General features: G+C 55.0%; 18 protein-coding genes. 12 read left to right on the top strand and 6 right to left on the bottom strand.

Annotation, left to right across the window (positions count from 1 at the left end; all coding sequences use genetic code 11):
* Positions 1-215 precede the first annotated feature (215 nt).
* Genes rnm through rluB form a run of 3 tightly spaced genes read left to right on the top strand, consistent with a single transcriptional unit; the run spans position 216 to position 2,633 of the window.
* Complete coding sequence (gene rnm / locus IEW52_RS00315) at positions 216-1,040, top strand: RNase RNM (protein WP_188628088.1); 825 nt, start codon at positions 216-218, stop codon at positions 1,038-1,040.
* 18 nt (positions 1,041-1,058) lie between these two features.
* On the top strand, positions 1,059-1,679 hold the full coding sequence (locus IEW52_RS00310; protein ID WP_188628087.1) for an L-threonylcarbamoyladenylate synthase: 621 nt from the start codon (positions 1,059-1,061) through the stop codon (positions 1,677-1,679).
* A gap of 9 nt (positions 1,680-1,688) precedes the next feature.
* Positions 1,689-2,633 carry a 23S rRNA pseudouridine(2605) synthase RluB gene (gene rluB / locus IEW52_RS00305; protein WP_188628086.1) on the top strand — a complete coding sequence of 315 codons (945 nt, stop codon included), beginning with the start codon at positions 1,689-1,691 and terminating at the stop codon, positions 2,631-2,633.
* 717 nt (positions 2,634-3,350) lie between these two features.
* Here rluB and IEW52_RS00300 read toward each other — a convergent pair.
* From IEW52_RS00300 to IEW52_RS00275, 6 genes are all read right to left on the bottom strand, one after another.
* Entirely contained in the window at positions 3,351-4,346 is a 996-nt protein-coding gene (locus IEW52_RS00300) for an alpha-L-glutamate ligase-like protein (protein ID WP_188628085.1), read from the bottom strand.
* Positions 4,339-5,868 (bottom strand): inactive transglutaminase family protein, encoded by a 1,530-nt coding sequence (locus IEW52_RS00295; protein ID WP_188628084.1) that lies wholly within the window; start codon positions 5,866-5,868, stop codon positions 4,339-4,341. Before IEW52_RS00295 ends, IEW52_RS00300 begins: the two co-directional genes overlap by 8 nt.
* Before the next feature lie 5 nt (positions 5,869-5,873).
* The gene (locus IEW52_RS00290; protein ID WP_188628083.1) at positions 5,874-6,641 is read right to left on the bottom strand and encodes an ATP-dependent zinc protease family protein; all 768 of its coding nucleotides are present in this window, start codon (positions 6,639-6,641) and stop codon (positions 5,874-5,876) included.
* Positions 6,634-7,644 carry a tRNA 5-methoxyuridine(34)/uridine 5-oxyacetic acid(34) synthase CmoB gene (cmoB, locus tag IEW52_RS00285; protein ID WP_188628082.1) on the bottom strand — a complete coding sequence of 337 codons (1,011 nt, stop codon included), beginning with the start codon at positions 7,642-7,644 and terminating at the stop codon, positions 6,634-6,636. The genes IEW52_RS00290 and cmoB overlap by 8 nt, the downstream gene beginning before the upstream one ends.
* A complete protein-coding gene (gene cmoA / locus IEW52_RS00280; RefSeq protein ID WP_188628081.1) occupies positions 7,641-8,384 on the bottom strand; it encodes a carboxy-S-adenosyl-L-methionine synthase CmoA in 744 nt (247 codons plus the stop codon). The genes cmoB and cmoA overlap by 4 nt, the downstream gene beginning before the upstream one ends.
* Positions 8,385-8,702: 318 nt before the next feature.
* Positions 8,703-9,545, bottom strand: a complete 843-nt coding sequence (locus tag IEW52_RS00275) for a DUF72 domain-containing protein (protein ID WP_188628080.1) — start codon at positions 9,543-9,545, stop codon at positions 8,703-8,705.
* Between the two features lie 217 nt (positions 9,546-9,762).
* Here IEW52_RS00275 and aspS point away from each other — a divergent pair, with 217 nt between their 5' ends.
* From aspS to tolR, 9 genes are all read left to right on the top strand, one after another.
* Positions 9,763-11,559: an aspartate--tRNA ligase gene (gene aspS, locus IEW52_RS00270; protein ID WP_188628079.1), complete on the top strand. Its 1,797-nt coding sequence runs from the start codon at positions 9,763-9,765 to the stop codon at positions 11,557-11,559.
* A gap of 2 nt (positions 11,560-11,561) precedes the next feature.
* Positions 11,562-12,023, top strand: a complete 462-nt coding sequence (gene nudB, locus IEW52_RS00265; RefSeq protein ID WP_188628078.1) for a dihydroneopterin triphosphate diphosphatase — start codon at positions 11,562-11,564, stop codon at positions 12,021-12,023.
* Positions 12,010-12,750, top strand: a complete 741-nt coding sequence (locus IEW52_RS00260; RefSeq protein ID WP_188628077.1) for a YebC/PmpR family DNA-binding transcriptional regulator — start codon at positions 12,010-12,012, stop codon at positions 12,748-12,750. The genes nudB and IEW52_RS00260 overlap by 14 nt, the downstream gene beginning before the upstream one ends.
* 41 nt (positions 12,751-12,791) lie before the next feature.
* Entirely contained in the window at positions 12,792-13,313 is a 522-nt protein-coding gene (gene ruvC / locus IEW52_RS00255; RefSeq protein ID WP_188628076.1) for a crossover junction endodeoxyribonuclease RuvC, read from the top strand.
* A gap of 245 nt (positions 13,314-13,558) precedes the next feature.
* A complete protein-coding gene (gene ruvA / locus IEW52_RS00250; RefSeq protein ID WP_188628075.1) occupies positions 13,559-14,164 on the top strand; it encodes a Holliday junction branch migration protein RuvA in 606 nt (201 codons plus the stop codon).
* 3 nt (positions 14,165-14,167) lie between these two features.
* Entirely contained in the window at positions 14,168-15,214 is a 1,047-nt protein-coding gene (gene ruvB, locus IEW52_RS00245) for a Holliday junction branch migration DNA helicase RuvB (RefSeq protein ID WP_188628074.1), read from the top strand.
* 381 nt (positions 15,215-15,595) lie between these two features.
* A complete protein-coding gene (gene ybgC / locus IEW52_RS00240) occupies positions 15,596-16,009 on the top strand; it encodes a tol-pal system-associated acyl-CoA thioesterase (RefSeq protein WP_188628073.1) in 414 nt (137 codons plus the stop codon).
* Complete coding sequence (tolQ, locus tag IEW52_RS00235) at positions 15,999-16,679, top strand: protein TolQ (RefSeq protein WP_188628072.1); 681 nt, start codon at positions 15,999-16,001, stop codon at positions 16,677-16,679. Before ybgC ends, tolQ begins: the two co-directional genes overlap by 11 nt.
* Positions 16,679-17,104, top strand: a complete 426-nt coding sequence (gene tolR, locus IEW52_RS00230) for a protein TolR (RefSeq protein WP_229667736.1) — start codon at positions 16,679-16,681, stop codon at positions 17,102-17,104. Before tolQ ends, tolR begins: the two co-directional genes overlap by 1 nt.
* Positions 17,105-17,107 lie beyond the last annotated feature (3 nt).

Here is a 17,107-nt window from a genome sequence, read left to right as displayed (position 1 = left end):
AATAAAAAAGCCCGCACTAGGGCGGGCTTTCATGTTCGCTGAGACTTAAAGACGAATACAGCAAATCACACACCCGCGGTTAGGGAGTGTGCCACCACCAAATAATGCGTAGAGTGGAATTTTGCTGAAACATCGCGCTCTTCTCGTTAATCTGAAACTAGACATAGTTAAACGATATTCGGGGGGGCAAGTCAACCCCGAGCACAGGATTTTTTATGCGAATTGATTTACACAGCCATTCTACGGCGTCGGATGGCCAGCTGACTCCCACCGAGCTGATGGCCCGCGCGGCCGAAAAAGAAGTGGATGTGCTGGCGCTAACCGATCACGATACCCTGGGCGGACTGGCCGAAGCGGCCATTGCGGCGGCGGAGCATGGTGTGCGTTTGATTAACGGCGTGGAAATTTCCTGTCTTTGGCAGGCGCTGGAAGTACACGTGGTGGGGCTGAATATTCAGTGCGATCATCCGGGCCTGAATGCCTTGCTGGCCGAACAGCAACACAGACGCGAGCAAAGAGCGCGCCTGATGGCCGAACGGCTTGAGAAAGCCAAATTTCCGGGCGGTTATGAAGGCGCCCGGGCCCTGGCCGGAGATGCGCCCATTACCCGTACTCATATGGCCAAGTGGTTGTTGAGTCAGGGGGCGGCAGACTCCATACCCAAGGTGTTTAAAAAGTTTTTAAGCCGTGGCAATACCGGCTATGCTCCGCCAGACTGGTGCTCCCTTGACGAGGCCATTGATGCCATTCATCAGGCGGGCGGTGTGGCGGTGCTGGCGCACCCGACGCGCTACGACTTATCCAATAAATGGGTCAAGAAAATGCTGGCGGCCTTTGCCGAGGCAGGTGGCGATGCCATGGAAGTCTCCATGGCACAGCAGAGCCCACAGGAACGTGCTACGTTGGGTGAGTGGAGCAAGGAATTCAAGCTGGAAGCGTCGGTTGGATCTGACTTTCATTTTCCCAGCCAATGGCGAGAGCTGGGCCGGCAGTTGTGGCTACCCAAAGAAGCCACTGCCGTGTGGACGCGTTTTATTTAAATCATTCCGGGAGGAATCATGAGCCAATATTTTGAACTGCACCCCGAAAACCCGCAAGCTCGCCTGATCAATCAGGCAGTGGCGATTATTCGCCAGGGCGGTGTGCTGGTTTATCCCACCGACTCTGGCTATGCCATCGGTTGTCTGGTGGGCGACAAGAACGCCATGGAGCGTATCTGTCGCATTCGCAAGCTGGAAAAAGATCACAACTTTACCCTGGTGTGCCGCGATTTGTCCGAGCTGTCTTTTTACGCCCGGGTAGACAACGGTGCCTTCAGATTGATGAAGAACAACACCCCGGGTGCCTATACCTTTATTCTGCACGCCACCAAGGAAGTGCCCAAGCGGCTGCAGAACCCCAAGCGTAAAACCATTGGTTTGCGGGTGCCGGACAATGCCATTAGCCTGGCTTTGCTTGAGGCCCTGGGTGAACCCTTGATGTCGGGCAGTCTGATTTTACCCGGTGAAACCGACGCTGAGTACGATCCGCAATTGATCCGTGAAAAACTGGAAAAGCAGGTCGATCTGATTATTGACGGTGGTGTGCTGGATCCCCAGCCGACGACCGTGATTGAGTTGTACGATAATACCCCCGTGATTGCCCGTGCTGGTGCCGGCGACACTCGTCCCTTTGAATAAGTGAATAACATGACTGAAAAACTGCAAAAAGTGCTGGCTCGGGCAGGCAAAGGCTCGCGCCGTGAAATTGAAGCGCTGATCAGCGAAGGGCGAGTAAGCGTAGATGGCAACGTGGCGACCCTGGGCGACCGTGTAACCGGTAGAGAGCAAATTCGTCTGGATGGCCATCCGGTTGAAACCCAGCCCGAAGCCGAGGTTGTTTGCCGCGTGCTGGCCTATCACAAGCCGGAAGGCGAAGTGAGCACCCGTAAAGATCCGGAAGGTCGGCCCACGGTATTCGACCGCCTGCCCAAGCTGCAGGGCGCACGCTGGGTGTCTGTTGGGCGTCTGGATGTAAATACTTCCGGTCTGCTGATGTTTACCACAGACGGTGAACTGGCCAATCGCCTGATGCACCCACGCCACGAAATTGATCGTGAATATGCGGTGCGGGTATTTGGTGAAGTGACCGAAGCCATGTTGCAGCGGCTGCGCAAGGGCGTGATGCTGGAAGACGGCATGGGCAAGTTCGACACCATCAAGTATCAGGGTGGCGAAGGCATGAACCACTGGTTCCACGTTACGCTGAAAGAAGGCCGTAACCGTGAAGTGCGCCGCCTGTGGGAGTCGCAGGAAATGCAGGTCAGCCGACTGATCCGGGTACGGTATGGCAAAATCGAGCTGCCTCGCAACCTGCCACGGGGTGGCTGGTCCGAAATGGGCCTGGATCAGGTGAACTACCTGCGCTCCGAGGTTGGATTAACCGCCGAGAAAGAAAGCAAGGTAGACGTACATGCCACCGAGCGTTACAAGCAGGTGGCACAAATTCGCAAGGCGGTGCGCAAGCATAACTCCCGCGTGAAAAGCACAGGTGCGGGCACCGGAGCCAGTACTGGTACAGGCGCCAAGAAAAAGCCGGCCCCCACCCGCCCACGCAGTGCCAACCCACGGCAAAAGCGTAAAACCCGGCTGTAAGCACCACAGCTGGAAGCCGTGAGTTAAAGAGCAACATCAAAACCCCGAGCCAACAGGCTCGGGTTTTTTTTGCGGTCATTCCGACGAACACCGGACCTGGTTTTAGGTTTTGTAGTCTGCCGCTTCAGCTGGCAGTCCCGTCGCGGGTGTTGTGAAGAGTAAAGGGTGAAGTGTAAAGCGAACAAGCCAAGCAACCCCAGAGGACTGGCGTGTTCTGTAGCCTGCCGCTTTAGCTGGCAGTCCCGCCTCGGCGGGATTTAAAACCATCTGCTAACGCAGAACCGGCAGCTGAAGCGCCGGGCTACAAGGTGTGGCGTTAGGGTTCGGTGTGTTCTGTAGCCTGCCGCTTCAGCTGGCAGTCCCGCTTCGGCGGGATTTAAAACCTTCTGCTAACGCAGAACCGGCAGCTGAAGCGCCGGGCTACAGGGTGTGGCGTTAGGGTTCGGTGTGTTCTGTAGCCTGCCGCTTTAGCTGGCAGTCCCGCCTCGGCGGGATGTTAAACCCTTCTGCTAACGCAGAACCGGCAGCTGAAGCGCCGGGCTACAGGGTGTGGCGTTAGGGTTCGGTGTGTTCTGTAGCCTGCCGCCTTAGCTGGCAGTCCCGCCTCGGCGGGATTTAAAACCATCTGCTAACGCAGAACCGGCAGCTGAAGCGCCGGGCTATAAGGTACGGTATGTTTGATGGTTTTTTTGTTTACGTCGGGCTGACGCTCATCGCTTATTGATTGGGGTTGAGCTCCATATTCAGGCCCATGGCGAATTCGCGGCGCGAGTATTCGACCCTTTGTTCCGGGCTGAAGATGGTCTTTTTGCCGAGTTTTTCCACCTTGCGCAAACGGGGAACCAGGCCGGCGCCGTTGGCGGTTTGAATGGCCAGACCGGGGCGGGCGTTCAGCTCCAGCAGCATGGGGCCTTTATGCTTGTCCAGTACCATGTCGGTGCCTATATAGCCCAGCCCCGACATTTCGTAGCACGACGACGACAGGCTGAGCAGCTGCTCCCAGTAGGGCACTTTCAGCTCCAGTAAATCACGGCCGGTATCGGGGTGATAACGAATGGGCAGATTGAACTGCACGGCACGAATGGCCTTGCCGGTGTTGATGTCCAGGCCCACGCCAACCGCTCCCTGGTGCAGGTTGGCCTTGCCGTCCGACGCTTCGGTCGACAGCCGCATCATGGCCATCACCGGAAAGCCCTTGAACACGATAACGCGAGTGTCGGGCACACCTTCATAGGAAAAGCCTTCAAACACATCATCGAAGTTAATCAAGGCTTCAATCAGCGCTACATCCGGTTTGCCACCCAGCGAAAACAATCCCGCCAGAATGTTGGATACATGCCGCTCCAGGTCGCTGATGCTTTCGGCCTTGCCGCTGGGCTTAACAAAGTTCTGCCGGTCGTGATTCACGATCACCACTATGCCTTTGCCGCCGGAGCCCTTTGCCGGTTTGATACAAAAGCCGGGCCAGTCTTTTACCTTATCCAGCAGGCTGCTGACCTGATGCTGAAATTCGATGACGCCAATCAGATCGGGCACGGTGACACCGGCATCCAGGGCAATGCGCTTGGTTTCCAGCTTGTTGTCCACCAGCGGGTACAAGCGGCGCGGGTTATAGCGGCTGATATAGGAAATATTGCGCCGATTCATGCCCATAATGCCCATGTCGCCCAGGGCAAAGGGGGAGGCGTATTGTTCGAGCCAGCGTTTAATCATGCTTGTGATCATCAGTTTTGTATTCATCAACCAAAGGCTTGAAGCGCTTGAGCTCGGTCAGGCGATAGCCGGTATAGTTACCCAGCAGCAGTACCACTGCCATCACCATCAGCTGCAACCCCAGGAAGTTGAAGGTAATGTGACGTACCACTTCGCTGTTCATGGCCAAAAATGCCACCACGGCGACCATCAGTGAGCCACCGCCTTGTTTGACGACTTCTTTGGGGCCTTCTTCTTCCCACAGAATCGACATACGCTCTATGGTCCAGGCCAGAATGATCATCGGGAAGAAGGTGATCTTCATGCCCTCGGTCAGGCCCAGCTGATAGGCAATGATACTGAAGAAGCCGATAATACCGATCACCATTATGATGACCGCCGATATTCGCGCCACCAGCAGCAGGTTAAGATGCGAGAGGTAAGAGCGCAGTATCAGGCCGGTGCCTACGATAATCAAAAAGCCCACCAGACCGGTGATCAGGCTGGTTTGAATAAAGGCCATGGCAATCAGCACCGGCATAAAGGTGCCCGAGGTTTTCACCCCCACAATAATACGCAGGAACACCACCACCAGCACACCAATCGGCACCAGCAAAATGCCTTTGAACAGCGCCTGCTCTTCCAGCGGCAGATTGTATAACGACACGTTGATCCAGTGAGGCTGGTCGAACTTTTTCGCCAGTGCCACATTCACCGGCTGCTCTTGCTCCAGCATGGTAAAGGTGACGCGCGAGTTGCTGCCGCCCACCAGATCCAGTACCGGTGAGGAATGGTATTCCCACAGCAATAGCTGTTCCTGGCGTCCCTGTATCCCGGTTTCGGGGTTGAATATTTCGTATTGTTCGCCGTTGTACACCTGAACCAGATTGATCAGCGGTTGGCGACGACGGCCATCTTCCAGCTGCAAGCCCTGCAGCAGACGAGCCGGTACGTCTGCGCGGTGTAACAGTTCGACCAGCAGTGGCCCGGGTGGCAGATACTGACCCAGCAGTTCGGCATTCTGGCCACGATTGTTCAGTTCCTTTATCAGCTCTCGGGTCAGGGTGATGCCGTCTGCCGAACGTTCTTCTGCCAGTGACAACATTTGATCCATGGCAGTGGCATAAGGTTCGGCCACCTCTACCTGCATCATGGTCGGCAATTTGGTCGACAAGGGGGCCTGGGCGAATGGATCCAGCATCATGTCGACTTTGTAGTACAACTCCTGGGGGCCGGACGCATTGCGAATGGTCCACTCGGCACGACTGCCACCCTTGGCTTCAACAAAGGACAAGCCATAACCCGGTGAGGCGGCCGACTCGTTCATCAGGGTAAAGCCGGGCTGACTGCCCGGAATGGCCAGCGACGCCTTGACCGGTTTGCCTTTGGCTTCAAATTCCACCTTGGCTTCAATAGACCAGATTTGGCGCTTTTCGCCTGGCAGCCAGGGCACTTCATATACGAAGTGCCGCTGCAGCATTAGCGCAAAGCCGACCAGAAACAGGGCAGCAACAATGATATAAAAGGGTTTACGAGAGGACATGAAGGTTACTCGCTAGCTTGAGAAGGGCGCTTGGGTTTGCCTTGTACATTCTGGCGAGCAATGTCGACCACGGCGATGTCTTTTAAAAATTCACGGCCCAGCAGAACCGAATAGGTCATCTGGCTGCGGTCGGTAAGCGTAAACTCGGTTTTTTCCGACAGGCGGCCCAGACGCATGTTCAGTTTGACCACAGGGCGTCGTTCTACGCTGTCGGCTGAGGCCTGGCGGATGCGTACATAACGTACCAGACGGGTTTCTACCTGCAGTTTTTCATCCACGCCTTCGTGGGCCATGTTAAAGCTCACCCAGGGCTTGCCGTCACGTTCGAATACCGTGATGTCTTGTGCGCTTAACGACGAGGTGGTGGCGCCGGTATCGATACGCGCCGCAAAGCTGTCTTCAATAATATCGAGCCATACCTGTTCGGTTTCACCGACTACCAGCTTGCCATCTCTGGTCTCGTCTTTGGGAGACTCGGTGGCGTTGGTCGGGGTCACAGCAGGCTGTGGCGCAATGATGGGGCGGTTAATCTGCTTCTTCAAGTTTCTGATATCCTGTTGCAATGCAGTCATAAAGGCATGGTGATTACTGCTGACTTGCTGGTTTTGTTCAAATATGGTCTCTACCAGCCGGGCTTCCAGGCTGGAGAGGTTAGCATTGAGCTGTTGCTCGGTAACAGGCAGAGGCTCGGGCTGCGCGTCCATCGGTGACGTCTGGCTAACACAGGCGGTTAGCAACAGGGGTAGAATCAGTGATGTCGCGACATTATTCATATTGTGCCTCTTGTTGATGATTTTGTGGGTCAACCGGCTTGTTGGCGATAATAATCGTCCGTTTGGGTGCCGGGTAGCCCTCTATGGTTTTGCTCGCGTCTTCTGGATCCAGAAAGTCCGCAAGTGATTCGTTGCGCATCCAATCGGTGCGCCTTTGTTCCTGCAAAGTGGTGGTGCTTTCATCCACCACTCTTATATTTTCAAAACCGCACTTGTGCAACCAACCGACCAGAGCCGCAGAGCTGGGAATAAACCAGACGTTGCGCATCTTGCCGTAACGCTCGCCCGGTACCAGCACCTGATGGTCGTCGCCATCAATCACCAGGGTTTCCAGCACTAATTCTCCCCCATCGCACAGCTGCGCTTTCAATTGCAGCAAATGATCGATAGGCGAGCGCCTGTGATAGAGCACGCCCATGGAAAACACCGTATCAAAGGCTCTTAGTTCGGGCAGCTCTTCAATGCCCAGCGGTAATACCTGAATTCCTTTATAACCATTGGCGAAGTGCTTTATCGCCTCAAATTGACATAAAAACAATGGGGAAGGATCAATTCCTACTGCCATTTTTGCGCCGGCGCCGCGCATGCGCCACAAGTGGTAGCCGCTGCCACAACCTACGTCCAGCACATAGCGGTGTTTGAGCGGACTGATGTGAGGCGCCAGCCGCTCCCATTTCCAGTCGGACCGCCACTCGGTGTCAATATGAATGCCGTGTATTTCAAACGGCCCCTTGCGCCAGGGGTGAAACTGATCCAGCAGGCTGTTGATCTTCTTTTGTTCGCCAGAGCTTATCTCGTCTGGGCGTCCAATGCTGACGCTATCGGTTAATTCTAGATGATCGGTGTGGGTATTGGGCAGTTTACGCAGCGCCCGCACCCAGCGCGCCAGGTCGCCATGCAGATGTGTTTTTTGCCAGGCGTGCAGCTGCGCGGGCAGACAATGCAGCCAGTGCTGCAGGCGGCTTTTGGCAATCTGCTGGTAAAATTCGCTAAAATCAATCATTTAATGGCAACCTGTTTAATCGCAACCATAGAACCGAAGTTAAAACACTGAAACCACATGTCTACGTGATTAAAGCCCACGCGAGCCAGACGCTCTTTATGCTGCTCCGGGGTATCCGGGCGCAGTACATTTTCCAGCGCGGTGCGTTTTTGGCTGACTTCCAGCTCGCTGTACCCGTTGGCACGTTTAAAGTCGTGATGCAGGTCGATCAGCAGTTGATTGACGGTGTCGTCGGCGCTGATGAACTTTTCACTTAAAATCAGCACGCCACCGGGATTCAGGCCCTGATAAATCTTTTTCAGCAAGGCTTCGCGTTTGTCGGGAGCAATAAACTGCAGGGTAAAGTTCAGCACTACCACGGAGGCGTTTTCAATCTCGATATCGCAAATATCGGCCTCGGTGAGCGTGACGGGGACGTCCGATTTAAAGGCTGCCAGATGATTGGCCGCGCGCTCCAGCATGGCGCTGGAGTTATCAATGGCAATAATGGCGCAGCCATCCTGGGTCAGGTTGCGGCGCATTTCCTGGGTGGCGGCACCCAAAGAGCAGCCCAGGTCATATAACTGACTGTGCGGCTGGGCAAAGCGGGCCGTCATCATGCCGATGGCAGAAATAATATTGGAGTAGCCCGGCACAGAGCGCTTGATCATGTCGGGAAATACTTCGGCCACTTTTTGGTCGAAGCAGAAGTCACCCAACTGGGCAATGGGGGCGGCGAAGATGTGATCTTTTGATTGCATAGCGGAGTAATAATGACCTGTGGCGGACGGCAGCCGAGCTGCACACAATGTCGGCTATTGTAAAAGAAGCCGCATCAGGCGACAAACTAATTAAAGAGCGGTGAAGGTGGAAGAGTGAAGAGTGAAGAGTGAAGGGGGAAGAGAACGACATAAGGCCACGCGATCGTCCACATCTAGTGCGTTGTTGTAGCCCGCCCGTCTCTTTGGTAGCCAATATAGGGGTAGGAGTCATTAATTTAAAATGGCTCCTACCCCTTTTTCCTTTTTTCGCTCTTCTGTCGTCCTCTTCACCCTTTACTCATCCCTCTTTACTATTTATCAAAACAACTGCCCCTGTGGGCTGGGGGCCAGGCCGGGGAAGTCCGGCAGGGGCCGTTGCAGGGCCCGTGCTATGTCTGCCGCCAACTGCGGTGCCAGTTGATTATCGGCGGTGTGCACAAATACATACACCGACTTTCCCTCATCCAGCCAGCCCTGAATGCGCGGCAGCCAGGGTTGCCAGAAGCGCAGGTTATAGTCGGGCTCGGGATGACCAATAAAGCGGATCACCGGAGCCTGTCCGGTACTGATGATATGCACCGGCACTCTGGGCTTTTTTTGGTGGGCATCCGCCAGCGCCGGGGTATTGGGCGGCGCAGAAAATACCGGCCGCGAGTCCATGATAATACGATTGGCGCCATGTTCCAGCAGCAAGCGATTAAGCTGGCGCTCGGCATCGCCCTTGGCAAAAAAGGCCGGGTGGCGAACTTCTACCCCATATTGCAGATCAACGGGCAAGGCCCCCAGCAAGTATGCCAGGCCGTTCAGCTGCTCGGGGCCACAGGCAGCGGGCAACTGCAACATCAGCATGCCGAGTTTTTCGCGCACCGGTGCCAGTTGCTCAATAAAGCCCAGTGCCCCAGTGTGATTATCCAGCAACTGGCCTTGATGGCTCACGGTAGACGGAAACTTGAAGGTAAAGCGAAACTCATCCGGTGTCTGGTTGGCCCAGCGCTCCAGGCTGTTATTATCGGGCACGCCATAAAAACTGGTATTGCCTTCTACCGAGTTGAATACTTTGGCATAGTCCAGCAAATGCTCGGTGCTTTTCAGCCCACGGCTCAATAGCTGGCCGGGCCATGCCGGATGTGACCACTGGCTCAAGCCGATATATAACGACATATTTTTCCTTTCAACAACGGGACTCGGGACTGGATAATCGGGATCAGGAATCCACGCTTTGCCCTTGCCAGTCCCCAGTCCCTAATCCCTATTCCCGTCTTTATAAAGACATGATTTTACCGACCTTTGCTTTTTCCATTATACTAGCCCGCTATTTACTAACAAATTCATGCCGTGCAACCACTTTTGTTGCGGGGCTACACCATAGGAAGACTCCATGCGCACTCATTATTGCGGGCAGGTAGATGCTGCCCTGGTCGGCCAGAGCGTCACTCTTAGCGGTTGGGTACATCGTCGTCGTGATCTGGGCGGTTTGATTTTTATCGACATGCGAGATCGCGAAGGCATAGTGCAGGTGTTTTTCGATCCGGATAAAGCCGAAGCCTATGACAAGGCGTCTTCATTGCGTGCCGAGTTCTGTATTCAAATGAGCGGTGTGGTGCGTGCTCGTCCCGAGTCTCAGGTTAACAAGGACATGGCGACCGGTGCGGTAGAAATCTTTGCCCACGAACTGACCATCATCAACCGCGCAGAAGCCCTGCCACTGGATTTTAACCAGAACAACTCGGAAGAGCAGCGCCTTAAATTCCGTTATCTGGACTTGCGCCGCCCCGAGCAGGCCAAATACCTGAAAACCCGTGCCAAGGTGACCAGCCGGGTGCGTCGTTTTATGGACGAACAGGGTTTTCTGGACATTGAAACCCCGATGCTGACCAAGGCCACCCCGGAAGGTGCCCGGGATTACCTGGTGCCCAGCCGTGTGCACAAAGGCTACTTCTATGCCTTGCCCCAGTCACCTCAGCTATTCAAACAGTTGCTGATGATGAGCGGCTTCGATCGTTATTACCAAATCGTGAAGTGCTTCCGGGATGAAGACTTGCGCGCCGACCGCCAGCCAGAATTCACCCAGATCGATGTGGAAACCTCCTTCATGAGTGCCGATCAGGTACGGGAAATCATGGAGCAGTTGGTCACCGAACTGTGGAAAGACGTGATCGGTGTGGACTTGGGCACCTTCCCGGTAATGAGCTACGCCGAAGCCATGCGCCGTTTTGGTTCCGACAAGCCGGATTTGCGGATCGCCACCGAGCTGGTTGATATTGCCGACCTGGTGAAAGACGTCGACTTCCAGGTATTTTCCGGCCCCGCCAACGATGACAAAGGTCGCGTTGCCGCCCTTAAAGTACCGGGTGGTGCGGCCCTGTCGCGCAAGCAGATTGATGAATACGGCAAGTTTGTCGGCATTTACGGCGCCAAAGGTCTGGCCTGGATGAAGGTGAACGACGCCGCCAAGGGGCTGGAAGGCGTGCAATCGCCGATTGCCAAGTTCCTGAATGAAAGCATAGTGACCGAGTTGCTGGCGCGTACCGGTGCGGCTGACGGCGATGCCATCTTCTTCGGTGCCGACTCTGCCAAGGTGGTGAGCGATGCCATGGGCGCGCTGCGCTTGAAGCTGGGTAAAGATCTGGACTTGTTCGAAGACAGCTGGAAGCCGCTGTGGGTGGTTGACTTCCCGATGTTTGAAGAAGAAGACGATCGCCTGTACGCCATGCACCATCCGTTTACCGCCGCCAAGGATCTGAGTGCCAGCGAGCTGGAAGCACAGCCATTAACGGCGCTGGCCAATGCCTACGACATGGTCATCAACGGCTACGAAGTGGGCGGTGGTTCGGTGCGTATTCACAATAACGACATGCAGCAAACCGTGTTCCGCCTGCTGGGCATTAATGCCGAGGAGCAGCAAGAGAAGTTCGGCTTCCTGCTGGAAGCGTTGAAGTACGGCACGCCGCCCCATGCGGGTCTGGCCTTTGGCCTGGATCGTTTGGTGATGCTGCTGACCGGCACCGACAACATTCGTGACGTGATTGCGTTTCCGAAAACTACCACTGCCTCTTGCCTGCTGACCGATGCACCCAGCCTGGCGAATCCCGACTCGTTAGCAGAGTTGGCGGTACGGATCGAGTTGCCCACCAAGGCCGATAAGACAGAGCAAGCCAACAAGGCCGATAGCTAAGCATGGCGTTCAAGCACCCGGAGTCGGTATTGATTTTGATCCATACCGACGATCAGGTTTTGCTGCTGCAGCGCCTGGATAATGACGACTTCTGGCAGTCGGTGACCGGCAGCCTGGAGCCTGGCGAAACCCGTTTTCAGGCCGCGGAGCGCGAGTTGGCCGAAGAAACCGGCTTGCGTCCGGGGGATGGCGTGCAGCTGGTGGAAACCGGACGCCGGGTGCGGTTTGAAATTTATCCACGGTGGCGGCATCGTTACCGCCCCGGGGTCACCCATAATTGGGAATATGAATTTTATTTACGTCTGTCGAGCCCGCAACGGGTGCAGCTAACCGAGCATCAGGCTCAGTGCTGGCTGCCGCTGGCCGAGGCTCGCGAACGCGCGAGCTCCTGGACCAACAAGCTGGCCATCGACAGGCTGATCCAAATGAATAACAAGGGAGATGACACTGATGGCAGGTCATAGTAAATGGGCTAATATCAAGCACCGCAAGGCGGCACAAGACGCCAAACGCGGTAAAGTCTTCACTAAACTGATCCGCGAGCTGACTACGGCCTCGCGAGAGGGCGGCTCGGATCCGGCGACCAATCCGCGACTGCGGGCGGCCATCGACAAGGCCCTGTCCAACAACATGACCCGCGATACCATAGATCGTGCGGTCAAACGCGGTGCCGGCGAGCTGGACGGTCAGGTACTGGAAACCATTATCTATGAAGGCTATGGCCCGGGTGGCACCGCCGTTATGGTGGAATGCATGACCGACAACCGTAACCGTACGGTGGCGGAAGTGCGCCATGCCTTCTCGAAAAGTGGCGGCAACCTGGGGACAGACGGCTCGGTGGCATACCTGTTCGAGAAAAAGGGCGTGATCAGCTATCAGGATCTGGATGAAGAAACGCTGATGGAAGCCGCACTCGAGGCCGGTGCCGACGACGTGGAAGTCAACGACGACGGTTCAATCGACGTGTATACCCAGTGGGATGAATTTGGTCAGGTAAAAGATGCGCTGGATGCGGCCGGACTTGAAGCCGTGAATGCCGAAGTCACCATGATCCCCACGACCAGTGCCGAGCTGGATGAAGAAACGGCGCCCAAGTTCATGCGCCTGATCGACATGCTGGAAGATGCCGATGACGTGCAAGAGGTGTATCACAACGGTGACATCTCCGACGACGTGGCGGCCCAGCTTTAAGGCGGCCCCTTCGGGGAGCTGTAAGCTTAAAGCTGCTTTTTATGGCAATCATTCTGGGTATCGACCCCGGCTCTCGCATTACCGGTTATGGCGTGGTCAGCCAAACCGGTAATAAAATGACCTACCTTGGCTCGGGCTGCATCCGCATGACCGACGCCGATCTGGCACCGCGACTGAAAAAAATTTACGACGGCGTCAGCGAAATTATCCTGCAGTTTCAGCCCGACCTGTTCGCCATCGAGCAGGTGTTTATGGCAAAAAACCCCGACTCGGCGCTTAAACTGGGCCAGGCTCGGGGCGCGGCTATTGTTGCCGCAGCCAATGCCGGGCTGGAGGTGGCCGAGTACTCGGCACGGCAAATCAAGCAGGCGGTGGTGGGGCAGGGTGGCGCCGACAAGTCTCAGGTGCAGCACATGGTGGTTAAATTGCTGAACCTGCCCGGTACCCCCCAGGCCGATGCCGCCGATGCCCTGGCAGTAGCTCTTTGCCACGGCCATACCCGCCAAAGCCTGATCAGCATGGCCGGCCAGGTAAGAGGTACGGTAAGAGGCAGACTGCGTTAACCCAAGCTTGAAGATAAACCAAAGCCCGTTTTGTAGTCTGGCGCTTTAGCTGCCAGTCCCGTCTCGGCGGGATGTTAAAAACCCTTCTGCTAACGCAGAACCGGCAGCTAAAGCGCCGGGCTACAGGGTGCGGTGTGTTTTTTAGCTGATCGCTTCCAGCTTAAGGCTGAGTGCTGGTATTAACTGGATATCTATCCAGTTATTTATTATTCTTTGCGCATTACCCCTAGGTTAGGAGACATGCCGTGATTGGTCGGTTAAAAGGTATTATCAGCGAAAAGCAGGCCCCCGATATTCTGCTGGATATCAATGGTGTGGGCTACGAAGTCACCCTGCCCATGAGCTGCTTTTACGAATTGCCCAATGTGGGCGAAGCGGCGACCGTGCTCACGCATTTTGTGGTGCGTGAAGACGCTCAGCTGTTATTTGGCTTTAATACCAAAACCGAACGCGCATTGTTTCGTGAACTGATTAAAACCAACGGCGTAGGACCTAAACTGGCACTGGGTATTTTGTCGGGCATGACGGCGGATCAGTTTATTTATAATGTGGATCAAGGCGATATTACCGCTCTGGTGAAGCTGCCCGGGGTAGGCAAGAAAACCGCCGAGCGGCTGATTATTGAAATGCGTGATCGCCTGAAAAACTTTGGCGGTTATGACTTGTTCAATCCGGCACCGGAGTCGGTGACCCAGGCCGGGCACATTGAAGATGCCAAAGGCGAGGCGGCTGCCGCCTTGCAGGCTCTGGGTTACAAGGCCAGTCAGGCCGAACAAATGGTGAAAAAGGTTGCCAAGCCCGGGCTGGATGCCGAACAACTGATCCGCGAAGCCCTGCGAAGTATGGTGTAACCCATGATAGAAGCGGACCGTTTTATCAATCCCGCCCCGCAGCGGGAAGAAGAAGTCATCGATCGCGCCATTCGGCCCAAGGCGCTGGCGGATTATCGTGGCCAGGATCATGTGCGCAGCCAGATGGAAATTTTTATCGAAGCGGCACGGCGCCGGGAAGAAGCGCTCGATCATCTGTTGATCTTCGGCCCGCCGGGGCTGGGTAAAACGACCCTGGCCAATATAGTGGCCAATGAAATGGGCGTGAGTATTAAAACCACCTCGGGCCCGGTATTGGAGAAAGCCGGTGATCTGGCGGCCATGCTGACCAACCTGGAAGCCGGCGATGTGCTGTTTATCGATGAAATCCACCGCTTGAGCCCGGTGGTAGAAGAAATCCTGTATCCGGCGATGGAAGATTATCAGCTGGACATCATGATTGGCGAAGGACCGGCTGCTCGCTCCATTAAACTGGAATTACCGCCTTTTACCCTGGTCGGCGCCACTACCCGCGCCGGCTCGCTCACCTCGCCGTTGCGCGATCGCTTTGGCATAGTGCAGCGGCTCGAGTTTTATCAGGTGGCCGATTTGGCGCACATTATCAGCCGCAGTGCCGACAAGCTGGGCCTGAGCATAGATGATGACGGCTCTCTGGAAATGGCGCGCCGAGCCCGGGGCACGCCACGTATTGCCAATCGCTTGCTGCGTCGAGTACGGGACTTTGCCGAAGTAAAAGGCAGTGGCGACATCAATGCCGATATTGCCGCTCAGGCGCTGGATATGCTGGATGTCGACAAGCAGGGTTTCGACTACATGGACCGCAAGTTGTTGATGGCGCTGCTGGATAAATTTATGGGCGGGCCGGTCGGGCTGGATAACCTGGCGGCCGCCATTGGTGAAGAAAAAGAAACCATTGAAGATGTCATCGAGCCGTATCTGATCCAGCAGGGCTTTTTACAACGCACCCCCCGCGGTCGCATGGCCACCCCCCGCGCCTATGTACACTTCGGCTTCGAACTACCTGAAGGACGATTGGCCGCGCCCAGCATCCAGCGGCAAACTCCCAACTAAAAACCAGAATTCTGGTTTGTTTTTGTAGGGTCCAATTCATTGGACCGCTTCAAGGCCGAGTCACGGTTGCTGGTCGAATAAATTCGACCCTACAGGACACACTGCCTCTAACGCCACGCCCTGTAGCCCGGCGCTTTAGCTGCCGGTTCTGCGTTAGCAGAAGGGTTTTAAATCCAGCTACGCTGGCCTGCCAGCTAAAGCGGCAGACTACAGAACACACCAGTCCTCTGGGTTTGCTTGGCTTGTTCGCTTTACACTTCACCCTTCACCCACTCCGTTTCCTGGTCGAGAATTGTCGTCGCTGTTGGCCATTGTCTTCTTTCCTAAATTTGACTCAGGTATAGTATTCGCATCTATTTTTGGCCCTTTATGGCTAAGCGAATGACGTCAGAAACACTCTTTAGCTGGCCGGTGCGGATCTACTACGAAGATACCGACGCCGGTGGTATTGTTTACAACGCTAATTATTTGAAATTTATGGAAAGAGCTCGCACCGAGTGGTTACGTAGCCTGGGTGTTGAGCAAGATAATCTGCTTGAGCAGGGCGTGGCTTTCGTGGTGCGTCGTATCGAGCTGGATATGTTGAAACCCGCCCGCTTCAATGATGCACTAACAGTCACCGTGACGGTGAAAAAGCTGAAACGTGCATCTATTGTGTTTGAGCAAGAAATTCTGGATGATGCGGGCCTTTCTCTGGTGCGGGGAACCGTGCTGATTGCATGTGTTCAAATAGCTCATATGAAACCCTTTGCCATTCCTGAGCCGCTGATGGGAGTATTGTCAGGTGCATGCTGAAATATCATTTATAGGTCTTTTCTTACAGGCCAGCTTATTGGTCAAGCTGGTGATGCTGTTATTGATGGCCATGTCGATCTTATCCTGGGCCATGATTATCAATCGCCGCAAGATACTGACGTCGGCACAACGTGACTCGGTATCGTTTGAAGACAAGTTCTGGTCGGGTTCCGATTTGAGCCGTCTTTATCACGAGAGCAATGCGCGCCGGGATAATCTGGCGGGTATGGAACAGATTTTTTATGCCGGCTTTAAAGAGTTTATCCGTCTGCAAAAGCAGGGGCGCTCTCAGGAAAGCATGCTGGAAGGCACTTATCGCACCATGCGTGTGGCCTTGTCTCGTGAAGTAGACAGGTTGGAAACCAACCTGTCCATGCTGGCGACCATTGGCTCCATCAGTCCTTATATAGGCTTGTTTGGTACCGTTTGGGGCATCATGAACGCCTTTATCGCCCTGGCCGAAGTACAGCAAGCTACGCTGTCGATGGTAGCACCGGGTATTGCCGAAGCATTGATTGCGACTGCGTTGGGCTTGTTTGCCGCTATTCCGGCGGTGATTGCCTACAACCGTTTCAGTTATCAGGTTGAGCGTCAGGAAAATCATTTAGCCAACTTCATGGATGAGTTTTCGACCATTCTCAATCGCCAAGTGGCGGCAGGTCAGCAATGATGCACGGCTATCAGCGTAGACGGCGCAAGAGTGTGGCCGAAATCAACGTGGTGCCATACATCGACGTTATGTTGGTATTGCTGATTATATTTATGGCCACGGCGCCTGTGATAACCCAGGGCGTGAACGTTGACTTGCCCCAGGCCGAAGCCGAAATGATGCCGGAAGACAGTGACAAACCTTTGGTGGCTTCGATCGATGCCGAAGGGAATTATTTTCTTGATGTGGGTGATAGCCGTAACCAGGCGGTGGATTTGCTGGCCCTGGCCGATATGGTGCAAAGTCAGTTAAAGCTGACCCCAAAATCGCCGGTTGTGGTAAAGGGTGACGCCAGTGTGCGTTATGACGCCGTCATTCAGTTAATGGCCACGCTGAAAGCGGCCGGAGTGCCGAGCGTGGGCCTGATGACCCAGCCGGAGCAGTAGACC

The organism is Oceanisphaera marina, from assembly GCF_014643915.1.
In the GTDB taxonomy this organism is placed as follows: domain Bacteria; phylum Pseudomonadota; class Gammaproteobacteria; order Enterobacterales; family Aeromonadaceae; genus Oceanimonas; species Oceanimonas marina.
The sequence above is the reverse complement of the archived record's forward strand: the minus strand, read 5'-3'. Positions and strand labels throughout refer to the sequence as shown.

Coding starts and splice junctions, on each gene's coding strand:
- rnm (WP_188628088.1), top strand. CDS start 216: ATGCGAATTGATTTACACAGCCATTCTACGGCGTCGGATGGCCAGCTG.
- IEW52_RS00310 (WP_188628087.1), top strand. CDS start 1,059: ATGAGCCAATATTTTGAACTGCACCCCGAAAACCCGCAAGCTCGCCTG.
- rluB (WP_188628086.1), top strand. CDS start 1,689: ATGACTGAAAAACTGCAAAAAGTGCTGGCTCGGGCAGGCAAAGGCTCG.
- IEW52_RS00300 (WP_188628085.1), bottom strand. CDS start 4,346: ATGATTAAACGCTGGCTCGAACAATACGCCTCCCCCTTTGCCCTGGGC.
- IEW52_RS00295 (WP_188628084.1), bottom strand. CDS start 5,868: ATGTCCTCTCGTAAACCCTTTTATATCATTGTTGCTGCCCTGTTTCTG.
- IEW52_RS00290 (WP_188628083.1), bottom strand. CDS start 6,641: ATGAATAATGTCGCGACATCACTGATTCTACCCCTGTTGCTAACCGCC.
- cmoB (WP_188628082.1), bottom strand. CDS start 7,644: ATGATTGATTTTAGCGAATTTTACCAGCAGATTGCCAAAAGCCGCCTG.
- cmoA (WP_188628081.1), bottom strand. CDS start 8,384: ATGCAATCAAAAGATCACATCTTCGCCGCCCCCATTGCCCAGTTGGGT.
- IEW52_RS00275 (WP_188628080.1), bottom strand. CDS start 9,545: ATGTCGTTATATATCGGCTTGAGCCAGTGGTCACATCCGGCATGGCCC.
- aspS (WP_188628079.1), top strand. CDS start 9,763: ATGCGCACTCATTATTGCGGGCAGGTAGATGCTGCCCTGGTCGGCCAG.
- nudB (WP_188628078.1), top strand. CDS start 11,562: ATGGCGTTCAAGCACCCGGAGTCGGTATTGATTTTGATCCATACCGAC.
- IEW52_RS00260 (WP_188628077.1), top strand. CDS start 12,010: ATGGCAGGTCATAGTAAATGGGCTAATATCAAGCACCGCAAGGCGGCA.
- ruvC (WP_188628076.1), top strand. CDS start 12,792: ATGGCAATCATTCTGGGTATCGACCCCGGCTCTCGCATTACCGGTTAT.
- ruvB (WP_188628074.1), top strand. CDS start 14,168: ATGATAGAAGCGGACCGTTTTATCAATCCCGCCCCGCAGCGGGAAGAA.
- ybgC (WP_188628073.1), top strand. CDS start 15,596: ATGACGTCAGAAACACTCTTTAGCTGGCCGGTGCGGATCTACTACGAA.
- tolR (WP_229667736.1), top strand. CDS start 16,679: ATGCACGGCTATCAGCGTAGACGGCGCAAGAGTGTGGCCGAAATCAAC.